This window comes from Buttiauxella agrestis (genome assembly GCF_900446255.1).
GTDB classification, from domain to species: Bacteria; Pseudomonadota; Gammaproteobacteria; order Enterobacterales; family Enterobacteriaceae; genus Buttiauxella; species Buttiauxella agrestis.
This window is the reverse complement of record NZ_UIGI01000001.1, coordinates 1,116,283-1,129,554: the sequence shown is the minus strand read 5'-3', so window position 1 is coordinate 1,129,554 and position 13,272 is coordinate 1,116,283. Positions and strand designations below refer to the sequence as shown.

At 49.2% G+C, this 13,272-nt stretch carries 15 protein-coding genes and 1 pseudogene; 7 read left to right on the top strand and 9 right to left on the bottom strand.

Features of this window, described 5'->3' with window-relative positions; genetic code table 11:
- Nucleotides 1-3: 3 nt before the first annotated feature.
- Nucleotides 4-1,074 (bottom strand): 3-deoxy-7-phosphoheptulonate synthase AroF, encoded by a 1,071-nt coding sequence (aroF, locus tag DY231_RS05380; RefSeq protein ID WP_034497787.1) that lies wholly within the window; start codon nucleotides 1,072-1,074, stop codon nucleotides 4-6.
- A 289-nt stretch (nucleotides 1,075-1,363) separates the two neighbouring features.
- On the opposite strand from aroF, the gene DY231_RS05375 reads away from it, so the two are divergent.
- The gene (locus tag DY231_RS05375) at nucleotides 1,364-1,735 is read left to right on the top strand and encodes a DUF2799 domain-containing protein (protein WP_172588655.1); all 372 of its coding nucleotides are present in this window, start codon (nucleotides 1,364-1,366) and stop codon (nucleotides 1,733-1,735) included.
- Nucleotides 1,736-1,792: 57 nt separating this feature from the next.
- Here the strand turns inward: DY231_RS05375 and rplS are convergent, their stop codons facing one another.
- From rplS to ffh, 5 genes and pseudogenes are all read right to left on the bottom strand, one after another.
- Entirely contained in the window at nucleotides 1,793-2,143 is a 351-nt protein-coding gene (rplS, locus tag DY231_RS05370; RefSeq protein WP_034457314.1) for a 50S ribosomal protein L19, read from the bottom strand.
- Nucleotides 2,144-2,183: 40 nt separating this feature from the next.
- Nucleotides 2,184-2,952: pseudogene (gene trmD, locus DY231_RS05365) on the bottom strand (tRNA (guanosine(37)-N1)-methyltransferase TrmD).
- A gap of 45 nt (nucleotides 2,953-2,997) precedes the next feature.
- Nucleotides 2,998-3,546 carry a ribosome maturation factor RimM gene (rimM, locus tag DY231_RS05360; RefSeq protein ID WP_115627548.1) on the bottom strand — a complete coding sequence of 183 codons (549 nt, stop codon included), beginning with the start codon at nucleotides 3,544-3,546 and terminating at the stop codon, nucleotides 2,998-3,000.
- A gap of 18 nt (nucleotides 3,547-3,564) precedes the next feature.
- Nucleotides 3,565-3,813: a 30S ribosomal protein S16 gene (gene rpsP / locus DY231_RS05355; RefSeq protein WP_034457320.1), complete on the bottom strand. Its 249-nt coding sequence runs from the start codon at nucleotides 3,811-3,813 to the stop codon at nucleotides 3,565-3,567.
- 137 nt (nucleotides 3,814-3,950) lie between these two features.
- Nucleotides 3,951-5,312: a signal recognition particle protein gene (gene ffh, locus DY231_RS05350; protein ID WP_115627547.1), complete on the bottom strand. Its 1,362-nt coding sequence runs from the start codon at nucleotides 5,310-5,312 to the stop codon at nucleotides 3,951-3,953.
- Between the two features lie 296 nt (nucleotides 5,313-5,608).
- On the opposite strand from ffh, the gene DY231_RS05340 reads away from it, so the two are divergent.
- Entirely contained in the window at nucleotides 5,609-6,397 is a 789-nt protein-coding gene (locus DY231_RS05340; RefSeq protein ID WP_034497796.1) for a cytochrome C assembly family protein, read from the top strand.
- Nucleotides 6,398-6,422: 25 nt separating this feature from the next.
- Nucleotides 6,423-7,709 carry an HlyC/CorC family transporter gene (locus tag DY231_RS05335; RefSeq protein ID WP_034497798.1) on the top strand — a complete coding sequence of 429 codons (1,287 nt, stop codon included), beginning with the start codon at nucleotides 6,423-6,425 and terminating at the stop codon, nucleotides 7,707-7,709.
- A gap of 70 nt (nucleotides 7,710-7,779) precedes the next feature.
- Here DY231_RS05335 and grpE read toward each other — a convergent pair whose 3' ends face one another.
- Entirely contained in the window at nucleotides 7,780-8,364 is a 585-nt protein-coding gene (grpE, locus tag DY231_RS05330; protein ID WP_034497825.1) for a nucleotide exchange factor GrpE, read from the bottom strand.
- 130 nt (nucleotides 8,365-8,494) lie between these two features.
- Here grpE and nadK point away from each other — a divergent pair, with 130 nt between their 5' ends.
- From nadK to bamE, 3 genes are all read left to right on the top strand, one after another.
- Nucleotides 8,495-9,373 (top strand): NAD(+) kinase, encoded by an 879-nt coding sequence (gene nadK / locus DY231_RS05320; RefSeq protein ID WP_034497800.1) that lies wholly within the window; start codon nucleotides 8,495-8,497, stop codon nucleotides 9,371-9,373.
- An 86-nt stretch (nucleotides 9,374-9,459) separates the two neighbouring features.
- A complete protein-coding gene (recN, locus tag DY231_RS05315) occupies nucleotides 9,460-11,121 on the top strand; it encodes a DNA repair protein RecN (RefSeq protein WP_115627544.1) in 1,662 nt (553 codons plus the stop codon).
- 188 nt (nucleotides 11,122-11,309) lie between these two features.
- Nucleotides 11,310-11,651, top strand: coding sequence for an outer membrane protein assembly factor BamE (bamE, locus tag DY231_RS05310; RefSeq protein WP_034497803.1), 342 nt, complete (start codon nucleotides 11,310-11,312; stop codon nucleotides 11,649-11,651).
- Nucleotides 11,652-11,712: 61 nt separating this feature from the next.
- Here the strand turns inward: bamE and DY231_RS05305 are convergent, their stop codons facing one another.
- Nucleotides 11,713-12,003 (bottom strand): RnfH family protein, encoded by a 291-nt coding sequence (locus tag DY231_RS05305; RefSeq protein ID WP_115627543.1) that lies wholly within the window; start codon nucleotides 12,001-12,003, stop codon nucleotides 11,713-11,715.
- The gene (locus DY231_RS05300) at nucleotides 11,993-12,430 is read right to left on the bottom strand and encodes a type II toxin-antitoxin system RatA family toxin (protein WP_034497807.1); all 438 of its coding nucleotides are present in this window, start codon (nucleotides 12,428-12,430) and stop codon (nucleotides 11,993-11,995) included. The genes DY231_RS05305 and DY231_RS05300 overlap by 11 nt, the downstream gene beginning before the upstream one ends.
- Before the next feature lie 154 nt (nucleotides 12,431-12,584).
- Here DY231_RS05300 and smpB point away from each other — a divergent pair, with 154 nt between their 5' ends.
- Nucleotides 12,585-13,067: an SsrA-binding protein SmpB gene (gene smpB / locus DY231_RS05295; RefSeq protein ID WP_115627542.1), complete on the top strand. Its 483-nt coding sequence runs from the start codon at nucleotides 12,585-12,587 to the stop codon at nucleotides 13,065-13,067.
- The last annotated feature ends 205 nt before the right edge of the window (nucleotides 13,068-13,272 follow it).

Genomic DNA, 13,272 nt, shown 5'->3' with positions numbered 1-13,272 from the left:
CTCTTATGCCTGACGCGCCGCAAGCGTACCGTTCAGATCTTTATGAATCTCACGCAGTAAAGTCTCTGTCGTTTCCCAATCGATGCATGCATCTGTTACGGAAACACCGTATTTCATTTCACTGCGAGGTTGCTCTGAAGATTGATTTCCCTCGTGGATGTTACTTTCAATCATCAGGCCAATAATAGAACGATTGCCATCTTTGATTTGAGCGACAGCTGATTCAGCTACGCCCGGCTGGCGGCGGTAGTCTTTGTTTGAGTTGCCATGGCTGCAATCTATCATCAAGGCCGGACGGAGTCCCGCCTGCTCCATCTCTTTTTCACACTGCGCGACATCTGCCGGGCTGTAGTTAGGCGCTTTGCCACCGCGTAAAATCACATGACCATCAGGATTTCCCTGAGTTTGCAGCAAGCAAACCTGGCCTGCCTGGTTGATGCCGACGAAACGATGCGGCATCGATGCGGCACGCATCGCATTGATCGCAGTACCGAGGCTGCCATCAGTACCATTTTTGAAACCAACTGGCATAGAAAGGCCGGACGCCATTTCACGGTGAGTCTGAGATTCAGTAGTACGCGCACCGATTGCAGACCAGCTGAACAGATCGCCAAGGTATTGCGGACTGTTTGGATCAAGCGCTTCGGTCGCCAACGGCAGACCCATGCTGACCAGTTCTACCAGCAAGTTACGCGCGATTTTCAAACCACCTTCAACATCAAACGAGCCGTCCATATGAGGATCGTTAATCAATCCTTTCCAGCCCACAGTAGTACGTGGCTTTTCAAAATAGACGCGCATCACGAGGTACAGACTATCGCTGACTTGTTCAGACAGTGTTTTAAAACGACGAGCATATTCAATCGCGGTTTCAGGATCGTGGATTGAGCAAGGTCCACACACCACCAACAGACGAGGATCGCGGCCAGCGATAATGTTGGAAATCGTCTGACGGGACTGTTCAATCTGCGCTTCTTGAGCGGCAGTCAGCGGGAATTCCGCTTTCAATTGATCCGGAGTGATAAGTACCTGTTCGTCAGAAATATGAACGTTGTTCAGCGCGTCTTTTTGCATGATGGCGATCCTGTTAGCTCGTTTGCGATAGTCGTTTCCTCAGTGAGGATGGAGCTACCTTATCATCTTTAGTAAAGATTGCAATCCATTTTACGTAAACAATACGTTACACAAGCAAAATAATTGCCGCTTAAGGCACATTTAAAGATAAAAATCGTAAATAAAAATATACACTCTTGCATAAACAAGCCAGCTCCCTGCGCATTCATGCATTCTGCAAAAATAACGTCATGGTGAACCATAACCACTCTATGCTCAGAGAATACTCTTTGAAATGGATATCCCCGGAATGCGTTACTTAGCCCTGATTCCTGTCTTGTTATTGACTGGCTGTTATGTCGACCCCTATACCCATGCCCCAACGCCCGCCCCCACCGACTGGTACCAGGCTGGCTGGGATGATGCGATGTCGGGACAACCCATAAGAAGCAATCCTGTCATTGCGCATTTGCATAACGATGAAAATGTTGACCGTGAAGAATGGTTAAAAGGTTACGCCGGTGGCCAGCAGCGGATTTGTGATCCTAAATTTTTAGAGATCCTGGGAGAAAGTGGAAAGTCGTTCCCAGCCAGCTGCGAAACACTGCCAGATGTAGCCGAACGGCAAGCACAATGGGAAAAAGCGAGTCGGAAAGGTTTTCAGGACTCCTTCATGCATTAAGCAAAAAAAAGGGCTGCCAAATGGCAGCCCTTTATATGGATGTCGCGTTAGCGAATCTTACTTAGTCAGACGCTCTTTAATACGAGCAGACTTACCAGTGCGCTCACGCAGGTAGTACAGTTTAGCTTTACGAACGGCACCACGACGTTTAACAGTAATGCTATCGATTACTGGGGAGTGAGTCTGGAATACACGCTCAACACCTTCGCCGTTGGAAATTTTACGAACAGTGAATGCAGAGTGCAGACCGCGGTTACGGATTGCAATAACCACGCCCTCAAATGCCTGCAGACGTTTTTTAGAACCTTCAACGACCCATACTTTCACTTCCACGGAATCACCCGGACGGAATGAAGGTACATCCTGTTTCATCTGTTCTTGTTCAATTTGCTTAATAATGTTGCTCATAATTTTGTCTCTTATCCTGGGTAAACTGATAATCGGGGGCTTACGCCATCCCATCATGTTTATGTTGCTGTATTTGCGTGTTCACGTTGGAACTCCGCCAGCAACCTTGCTTGCTCTTCAGTCAGAGCCAGGTTTTCCAGAAGTTCAGGTCTTCTAAGCCAGGTACGGCCCAGCGACTGTTTCAGGCGCCAACGGCGAATATCTGCATGGTTTCCCGACAGCAAAACTGGCGGAACCTCCATGCCTTCTAACACTTCAGGACGAGTATAGTGTGGGCAGTCCAGCAATCCATCGGCAAACGAATCTTCGATTGCTGATGCCTGATGACCCAGAACTCCCGGAATAAACCGTGAAACTGAGTCAATCAATACCATTGCTGGTAACTCACCACCGCTGAGAACGTAATCGCCGATTGACCATTCTTCATCAATTTCGGTTTGGATTACGCGCTCATCTATCCCTTCGTAACGGCCACAAACCAGAATTAACTTCTCATTTGTTGCCAGTTCACAGACGCCTTCTTGATCAAGCTTGCGTCCCTGAGGTGACAGATAGATAACCTTAGCACCTTCCCCCGCCGCTGCTTTCGCTGCGTGGATGGCTTCCCGCAAAGGATTTACCATCATGAGCATACCCGGTCCGCCGCCGTAAGGACGCTCGTCCACGGTACGGTGTCGGTCATAAGTGAAGTCACGTGGACTCCAGCTCTGGATGCTCAGCAGGCCATTTTTTACTGCCCGGCCAGTTACCCCGAAATCGGTAATTGCACGAAACATCTCTGGAAACAGGCTAACTACACCAATAAACACAAGCCAATCCCCATAACGCCGTCTTTTACCGTTTATCCGGAGGTTTTAAAAACCAGGATCCCAATCTACTTCAATGGTTTGAGTAGAGAGATCGACTTTCTTGATAACCTGCCCATCGAGGAACGGAACCAGCCGCTCCTTGATACCGAACGCATCTTTCAGGTTTGCCTTAATGACGAGAACGTCATTTGAGCCGGTTTCCATCATGTCGATGACTTTACCGAGCTGATATCCCTGAGTCGTTACCACCTGGCAACCCATAAGGTCTTTCCAGTAGTAATCGCCCTCTTCGAGACCTGGCAATTGCGCTGAATCAATCATAATTTCGCAATTAGTGAGTAGATTCGCCGCATCCCGATCGTCAACGCCTTTCAGCTTGATGATCAGATCCTGATTGTGGTGCTTCCAGCTTTCCAGCTGTACTTGCTGCCACTGACCCGCCTTCTGGATAAACCAGGGCTGATAGTCAAAAATGCTATCGGCGTCTTCGGTGGAGGAAAACACTCTGAGCCAACCTCGAATACCGTAGCAGGATCCCATCTTACCCAATACGATTGGGTTAACAGGTGCCTTTGCGGAGATTTGATTGCTCATCATGACCACCGTGACAGATTAAGCTGCTTTTTTTGCTGCTTTGATCAGCGCAGATACGCGATCAGAAACGGTTGCGCCTTGGCCAACCCAATGCTCGATGCGATCCAGATCCAGGCGAGTTGCCTCGTCTTTTTCGCCAGCGATAGGGTTGAAGAAACCAACGCGCTCAATGAAGCGACCGTTACGTGCATTACGGCTGTCAGTAACAACAACCTGGTAGAACGGACGCTTTTTAGCGCCGTGACGTGCTAAACGAATAGTTACCATAACATCCTCTTTAGTGAATAAAACACCAGGCCCCATCGAGGGATGGAGCCTGGTGTCATATTAAAAGCCCGAAAATTGTACTCATTCCTGAGCGGAAATCAATTTTTGTTTTACAAGCAAAACAAAAATTACAGAAATTAGCGGCCTGGGAAACCTGGCGGCATCATACCTTTCATGCCGCGCATCATTTTCGCCATTCCACCTTTCTTCATCTTTTTCATCATGCGTTGCATGTCGTCGAACTGCTTAAGCAGACGGTTGACGTCTTGCACCTGCATACCCGCACCCATCGCGATACGACGTTTACGTGAACCTTTGATAATCTCTGGCTGCGCACGCTCTTTAAGCGTCATGGAATTAATAATCGCTTCCATACGCACCAGGACTTTGTCATCCATTTGCGACTTAACGTTATCCGGCAACTGCCCCATACCTGGCAGTTTGCTCATCATACTCGCCATGCCGCCCATGTTTTTCATTTGCTTGAGCTGGTCAAGGAAGTCGTTGAGATCAAACCCATCGCCCTTCTTAAGTTTGGTGGCAAGTTTTTCCGCCTGAGCACGGTCAACTTTGCTCTCAATATCTTCGATAAGCGACAGAACATCGCCCATCCCCAGAATACGAGAAGCGATACGATCCGGGTGGAAAGGCTCCAGCGCTTCGGTCTTTTCACCCACACCGAGGAATTTAATCGGCTTGCCGGTGATATGACGAATGGAAAGAGCCGCACCACCACGTGCGTCACCGTCGACTTTGGTCAGTACGACACCCGTCAATGGCAACGCTTCGTTGAAAGCTTTTGCGGTATTTGCCGCATCCTGGCCGGTCATGGCGTCAACAACAAACAGAGTTTCAACTGGGTTAATCGCAGCATGAACCTGTTTGATTTCGTCCATCATCGCTTCATCAACGTGCAAACGACCGGCGGTATCCACCAGCAACACATCAAAGAATTTCAGCTTCGCTTCTTTCAGCGCCGCATTAACGATATCGACCGGTTTTTGACCGACATCAGACGGGAAGAAATCGACACCGACCTGTTCAGCCAGCGTTTCCAACTGTTTGATCGCCGCAGGGCGATAAACGTCAGCAGACACCACCAGCACTTTTTTCTTGTGCTTCTCACGCAGGAATTTACCTAACTTACCTACGCTTGTGGTTTTACCCGCACCTTGCAGACCCGCCATCAGCACAACGGCTGGCGGCTGTGCTGCAAGATTCAGGCTGGCATTTTCTTCGCCCATCGCCGCAACCAGTTCGGCGCGCACGATTTTGACGAACTCCTGACCCGGAGTCAGGCTTTTGTTAACTTCATGGCCAACCGCTTTTTCTTTTACGCGGCTGATAAAGTCACGCACCACCGGCAGCGCAACGTCCGCTTCCAGCAATGCCATGCGCACTTCGCGCAGAGTTTCTTTTACATTCTCTTCAGTCAGCCGCCCGCGGCCGCTGATATTGCGCAGTGTGCGCGACAGACGGTCAGTTAAATTATCAAACATTGTCTTTTGCCTAACGTGGTAACTTAGGGCCGCAGCTTGCGACACAAAACAGAATTTAGCGGATTATACCCTAAATAGTTCAAGTTGTGGGTAGGCGGCAAGGGAGCTTATCCCCAAGAGCTTACTAAAGTAAGTGACTGGGGTAAGTGAGTGCAGCCAACACCCCCATAACTTGAAGTATGACGGGTATATAACATGAAGCCGCCTTCGGTGTGATGTACGGTTAGAGTTGGAGCAGGCGGCAGGTAACGTTATACTGGTTTTTTTCATCTCTGGCTAATTGACCGACACTTTATATGCCTGTTTTCGCAATCCTTGCGCTTGTAGCCTATTCCAGCAGCCTCGCGCTGATTATCCCAAGTCTGCTGACAAAAAACAGCGGATGGCGGCGTTTCGCTATCATCTCTGCTGTTATCGCGCTGGTAAGTCACGGCCTGGCGCTTGAAGCACGTATTTTTAACGCCGACGGGGGGCAGAACCTCAGCTTGCTTAACGTCGGCTCACTCGTCAGTTTGATGATTTGCACGGTGATGACCATCGTTGCGTCACGCAATCGTGGTTGGCTACTGTTGCCAATTGTTTACGCATTCGCGCTCATCAACCTGGCGCTTGCCACCTTTATGCCCAATGAATTCATCACCCATCTGGAAACAACACCGGGTATGATGGTGCATATTGGTCTGTCACTCTTTGCCTACGCCACGCTCATTATTGCGGCACTTTACGCGCTACAGCTGGCATGGATTGACTACCAGCTCAAAAATAAAAAACTCGCCTTCCGTGCTGAAATGCCGCCGTTGATGAGCATTGAGCGCAAAATGTTTCATATCACCCAAGTCGGTGTGGTCCTGCTGACGTTAACTCTGTGCACCGGCCTGTTTTATCTGAAAAATCTTTTCAGCCTCGAAAACGTCGATAAAGCGGTGTTGTCGATTCTCGCATGGTTTGTCTACATCGTTTTACTTTGGGGACACTATCATGAAGGTTGGCGTGGCCGCCGTGTGGTGTGGTTTAACGTCGCGGGTGCAGCGATCCTGACTCTCGCCTATTTTGGTAGCCGCGTCCTGCAACAATTCGTCGGCTAATGTTGTCTTTATAAAGGAAATCCTTTTGGAACAGATCTCAACGACTACGTTGATTGTCACACTGATCATCATGGTAGTCGTTTCAGCGTACTTCTCCGGCTCTGAAACCGGCATGATGACGCTTAACCGTTACAAGCTTCGCCACCTCGCCAAACAGGGCAACCGCGCCGCTAAACGGGTCGAAAAACTGCTTCGCAAACCAGACCGCCTGATTAGCCTTGTGCTCATCGGTAATAACCTGGTCAACATTCTGGCCTCAGCCATTGGCACAATCGTCGGCATGCGTTTATACGGCGATGCTGGCGTTGCTATCGCCACCGGTATCCTCACCTTCGTGGTCCTGGTCTTTGCTGAGGTGCTGCCAAAAACTATCGCCGCGCTGTATCCAGAAAAAGTCGCCTTCCCGAGCAGTTTCCTGCTCGGCCCGCTACAAATCCTGATGATGCCCCTGGTGTGGTTACTGAACATCATCACGCGTATGTTGATGCGCCTTATGGGTATCAAAAACGTCAGCACCGTCAGTAGTGCGCTAAACAAAGACGAATTACGTACCCTGGTGCATGAGTCACACACAAAAATCTCCCGTCGCAACCAGGATATGCTGCTCTCGGTTCTGGATCTTGAAAAAATGAGCGTCGACGACATCATGGTGCCGCGAAATGAAATCGTCGGTATCAATATCAACGACGACTGGAAATCTATCGTTCGCCAACTAACGCACTCCCCTCACGGGCGCATTGTGCTTTATCGCGACACGCTGGATGACGCCATCAGCATGCTGCGTGTGCGTGAAGCCTACCGTTTGATGACGGAAAAACAGGAGTTCACCAAGGAAACCTTGCTGCGTGCATCCGATGAAATTTACTTTGTCCCGGAAGGCACGCCGCTCAGCGTGCAACTGGTAAAATTCCAGCGCAATAAGAAGAAAGTCGGCCTGGTGGTTGATGAATACGGCGACATTCAGGGGTTAGTTACGGTCGAAGATATTCTTGAAGAGATTGTCGGCGACTTCACCACGTCAATGTCCCCAACACTCGCCGAAGAAGTGATGCCGCAAAACGATGGCTCCGTGATTATCGAAGGCAGTGCGAACGTGCGTGAAATCAACAAAGCGTTCAACTGGACGCTACCGGAAGACGAAGCACGCACCATCAACGGTATGTTGCTCGAAGAGCTGCAAGAGATTCCGGCTGTTGAAACGCGTGTGCGCTTAAGCCACTACGATATTGATATTCTCGACGTGCAGGACAACATGATTAAGCAAGTCCGCGTGACCCCAGTTACGCCGCTTCGAGAGAGTGTTCAAGAGTAAATCGCTTTTGTAGCAGACACAAAAAAGCCAGCCGCGAAGGCTGGCTTTTTATTTAAAGCAATAGTGCGAATTACGCTTTGGCTTTAGCCACAGAAACCATTGCTGCGCGCAGTGTGCGGCCATTCAGGGTGTAACCCTTTTGCATCACCATCAGCACATGGTTTGGTGCAACATCTTCGGACTCAACCATTGCAATCGCCTGATGGACATCCGGATTAAACGGAACATTAGTCTCGCCAACCACTTCCACACCAAATTTACGCACCACATCCAGCATTGATTTCTGAGTTAATTCAATGCCTTCAATCATAGCGGCTAAATCGGTGTTGGATTTATCTGCCACTTCCAGAGCGCGGTCCAGGCTGTCGATAACCGGCAGCAGCTCGTTGACAAATTTGTCCAGAGCGAACTTGTGCGCCTTCTCAATATCGAGTTCGGTACGGCGACGGAGGTTTTCCATTTCCGCTTTGTTGCGTAACACGCTGTCACGCTCGCGCTGCTGAACTTCTTCCAGTTGCGCTGTTAAATCGGCAATTTGTTCATCGCGCGGATCAACCACTTCGGCACCCTCTACGGCCTCGACTTCTTCGTGGCTTTCCATTGCAATTTCGTCCGAGACTTGCTCGTCTGGTGTTTTCTGATCTTTACTACTCATGAATTTCTCCGCGTTTTTAGCATTCATCTCGCTGGTTCGCTTATTATGGGGATCAGTTTCCGGGATTCAAGGGAACGTGACATATTGTCATAATAAGACGGCATATCTGCGCATAAGGACCTTCAGCATAATGAACAAACATTTCAACTGCATTGGTATTGTCGGGCATCCACGTCACCCTACGGCCCTCACCACGCATGAAATGCTGTATCGCTGGCTATGTAAAAAAGGCTACGACGTGATTGTCGAGCAGCAAATCGCCCAGGAACTTAACCTCCAGAATGTGAAAACTGGCACGCTGGCGGAAATCGGGCAACAGGCGGATCTTGCGGTCGTGGTCGGCGGCGACGGCAATATGTTAGGTGCCGCACGTGTACTTGCCCGTTACGATATCAAAGTCATCGGCATCAACCGTGGCAATCTCGGTTTTCTGACCGACCTTGACCCAGACAACGCGCAACAACAACTGGCCGATGTGCTCGAAGGGCATTACATCGCCGAGCGCCGCTTCTTACTCGAAGCACAGGTGTGCCAGCAGGACACGCCGACGCGCCTGAGCACCGCTATCAACGAAGTGGTTCTGCATCCGGGCAAAGTCGCCCATATGATTGAATTCGAAGTCTATATCGATGAAGTCTTCGCATTCTCACAACGTTCTGATGGGCTAATAATTTCGACCCCCACTGGCTCAACGGCCTACTCGCTCTCGGCAGGCGGGCCTATTCTTACCCCGTCACTGGATGCCATCACACTGGTTCCGATGTTCCCGCACACGCTTTCTGCTCGCCCGTTGGTCATTAACAGCAGCAGTACCATCCGTCTGCGTTTCTCGCATATGCGCAGTGACCTTGAAATCAGTTGCGATAGCCAGATTGCCCTGCCAATTCAGGAAGGGGAAGATGTTTTAATTCGCCGCTGCGACTATCACCTCAATCTCATCCACCCTAAAGATTACAGTTATTTCAATACGTTAAGCTCAAAGCTTGGCTGGTCGAAAAAATTATTCTAAAAAGTGCCACTAGCTCTTTACTGTATATAAAACCAGTTTATACTGTATGAAAACACAGTCATGTCTTTTCATACAGGAAAGCTATTATGCTGGCACAACTCACCATCAGTAACTTCGCAATCGTTCGTGAACTGGAAATCGATTTTCATCACGGCATGACCGCCATTACCGGTGAAACGGGTGCCGGTAAATCTATTGCTATTGATGCCTTAGGATTGTGTCTTGGCGGTCGTGCTGAAGCTGATATGGTGCGTCAGGGTGCCAGCCGCGCTGATCTTTGCGCCCGCTTCTCTTTGAAAGACACGCCTGCCGCCCTGCGTTGGCTAGAAGAAAATCAACTTGATGATGGCCGTGAATGCTTGCTGCGCCGCGTTATCAGTAGCGATGGTCGCTCACGTGGCTTTATTAATGGCACTGCCGTTCCTCTTTCTCAACTGCGCGACCTCGGTCAGATGCTGATCCAAATTCATGGTCAACATGCGCACCAGCTTTTGTTAAAACCAGAGCATCAAAAAAATCTGCTGGATGGTTATGCGGGTGAATCCGCACTGCTTTTGAAAATGGCAGAGAATTATCGCGACTGGCATCAAAGCTGCCGCACTCTGGCACAACACCAGCAACTTGCTCAGGAACGCGCATCCCGCAGCGAGTTACTGAATTATCAATTGAAAGAACTCAATGAGTTCTCACCGATTGCAGGTGAATTTGAGCAAATCGACGAAGAGTACAAACGTCTGGCGAACAGCGGGCAATTGATCTCTGTCAGCCAGCAAGCGCTAGCGATCCTTGCTGATGGCGAAGACAATAACCTGCAAAGCCAGCTGTATACCGTTCGTCATTTGATGGAAGAACTGGCGGGAATGGATGGCAAACTCTCCGGCGTATTAAATATGCTCGAAGAAGCTAACATTCAGATTTCGGAAGCCAGTGACGAGCTGCGCCACTATTGCGACCGCCTCGATCTTGACCCGAACCGTTTGTACGAACTGGAACAGCGTATCTCGCGGCAAATCTCGCTGGCACGCAAACACCATATTTCTCCGGAAGAGCTGCCCACTTTTCATCAACAATTGCTCGAAGAACTTCAACAGTTGGACGATCAGGCCAGCTCTCAGGATGAACTGATGCAGGCGGTAGCCATCCATCATCAGCAAGCGCTTAGCACCGCACGCGAATTACACCAGCGTCGCGCGCACTACGCGGCGGAACTTTGTGAGCTGATCACCGAAAGCATGCATTCTTTGTCTATGCCGCACGGCAAACTCGCCATTGACGTTGAATTCAATGAAAACCACCTGACGGCAGAAGGTGCGGACCGCATTGATTTCCGCGTCAGCACCAACCCTGGTCAGCCGTTGCAACCGCTGGCGAAAGTGGCCTCGGGTGGCGAGCTTTCACGTATTGCGCTGGCAATTCAGGTGATCACCGCACGTAAAATGGAAACACCAGCGTTGATTTTCGATGAAGTGGATGTCGGTATCAGCGGCCCAACAGCGGCAGTGGTGGGTAAATTATTGCGCCAGCTCGGCGAATCAACCCAGGTTATGTGCGTCACGCATCTGCCGCAAGTTGCAGGCTGTGGCCATCATCACTTCTTTGTCAGTAAAGAAACCGACGGTGAAATGACAGAAACTCACATGCAGCCGCTCGATAAGCGCTCACGCTTGCAAGAATTGGCTCGTCTACTTGGTGGCAGCGAAGTCACTCGTAATACTCTGGCTAACGCAAAAGAGTTGTTGGCGGCATAACCTCATCGTTCAAAAAAACACCAATCAGCTAGCATATTGTTAATTGAGCAGGTTTTAAGCCAACTTTTTTGCCGTACCAGGGTCAGAGTTAAGCGCCTTAATGTTTTAAACTGCGTAAAGGTTTATTATCATCGGCATATTATGAATGAGCCATGTGCTGCTCGGGCCCGAAAAGGAATCAAATCACTATGCGCTGTAAAACGCTGACTGCTGCCGCAGCGGTTCTTCTTATGCTGACCGCAGGCTGTTCCACTCTGGAGCGAGTGGTTTACCGCCCCGACATTAACCAGGGGAACTACCTGACACAGAACGATGTGTCAAAGATTCGTACTGGCATGACTCAACAACAAGTTGCGTATGCTCTGGGTACGCCAATGATGACCGATCCATTCGGTACAAGTACCTGGTTCTATGTCTTCCGCCAGCAACCAGGGCATGAAGGCGTAACTCAGCAAACACTCACTCTGAGTTTCAACAGCAGCGGTGTGTTGACCAACATCGACAACAAGCCGAAGCTGGAAAAAGAATAACCAACAAAAAAGGTGCCAATCGGCACCTTTGTTTTTGCTACTGTTTCGACTACTTTTTTGTCTACTTCTGAGCAGCCTTTTCAGCGCGCTGGCGTCTTAACTCTTTCGGGTCAGCAATGAGCGGTCGATAAATCTCCACCCGATCTCCGTCGTTAAGCGTGTCGGTCAGTTTTACCGGTCGGCTAAAAATCCCAACCTTATTCTTCGTCAAATCAATATCGGTACGCAATTCAAGGATGCCCGATGCGGCAATCGCCTGCTCAACGGTACTTCCATGCGCCAGCCAGACTTTAAGCAAGTACTGCTTTTCAGGCAGCGCATAAACCACTTCGACCTTAATTTCAGGCGACACTGTAGACCTCTTTCGCACGCACGGTAAACGCCTGAACCATGTTACCCGCAAGCTCTTTGAAGATACGCCCAAATGCCAACTCGATAAGTTTGTTGGTAAATTCAAAATCAAGTTGGAACTCAATACGGCATGCTTCAGCGCTTAATGGCGTGAACTTCCAGCCCCCCATTAATGACTTAAACGGCCCATCAACAAGATGCATCAAAATGCTTTGATTGCTGGTCAGGGTGTTACGCGTCGTGAAAGTTTTGCTGATCCCAGCTTTGGAAACATCGACCGCCGCCGTCATCTGTTCGGCCGACGCGTTAAGCACCCGGCTGCCTGTGCAACCCGGTAAAAAATCTGGATAGGATTTCACGTCGTTCACTAATTGATACATCTGCTCCGCGCTGTAAGGCACTAGCGCAGTACGGGTAATCTGAGGCATAGCATTTCCTGAGAGTCACAAAACGGGCAAATAATAACATTTATCATCACGCAAAGAAAAACTCTTAGCCTGGAGCCGTGCTAAGATATGCCTTCATCCTCGCAGCGAAGCGGGGTGTATTTGAACTCCTGGATTACATATACTGAGCAGCACTATGACAAAGAAAAAAGCATTCAAACCAGGTTCAGCCACCATTGCGCAAAACAAACGCGCCCGCCATGAATACTTTATCGAAGATGAGTATGAAGCGGGGCTAGTGCTACAAGGCTGGGAAGTAAAATCTCTACGTGCCGGGAAGGCCAACATAGGTGATAGCTACGTCATTTTGAAAGACGGCGAAGCATACTTGTTCGGCGCCAACTTTACCCCGTTAAATGTGGCTTCAAGCCATGTGGTCTGCGACCCTACACGCACGCGTAAACTCCTGCTTAACCAGCGCGAACTGGACAATCTTTACGGGCGCATTAATCGTGATGGTTATACCGTCGTGGCTCTGTCGATGTACTGGAAAAATGCCTGGTGTAAAGTCAAAATCGGCGTAGCAAAAGGTAAGAAACAACACGACAAGCGTAACGATTTGAAAGATAAAGAGTGGGCGGTAGACAAAGCACGCATTATGAAACACGCAGGTCGATAACCCTTATTCTATAACCTATAGATATCATTACCGGCTCTTATTACTAAGAATCGGTAATGTATTTTATATTCCTGCTTTATAAATAAGTTAAATATAAAATTGTCATTCTGAATAATTAGTTTCGGTGAGTTATTTATGGAAAATATATTCCGCACATTTATTAGTTGTGTGCTACCTCTCATAAACCCATTCAGTATTATCCGCA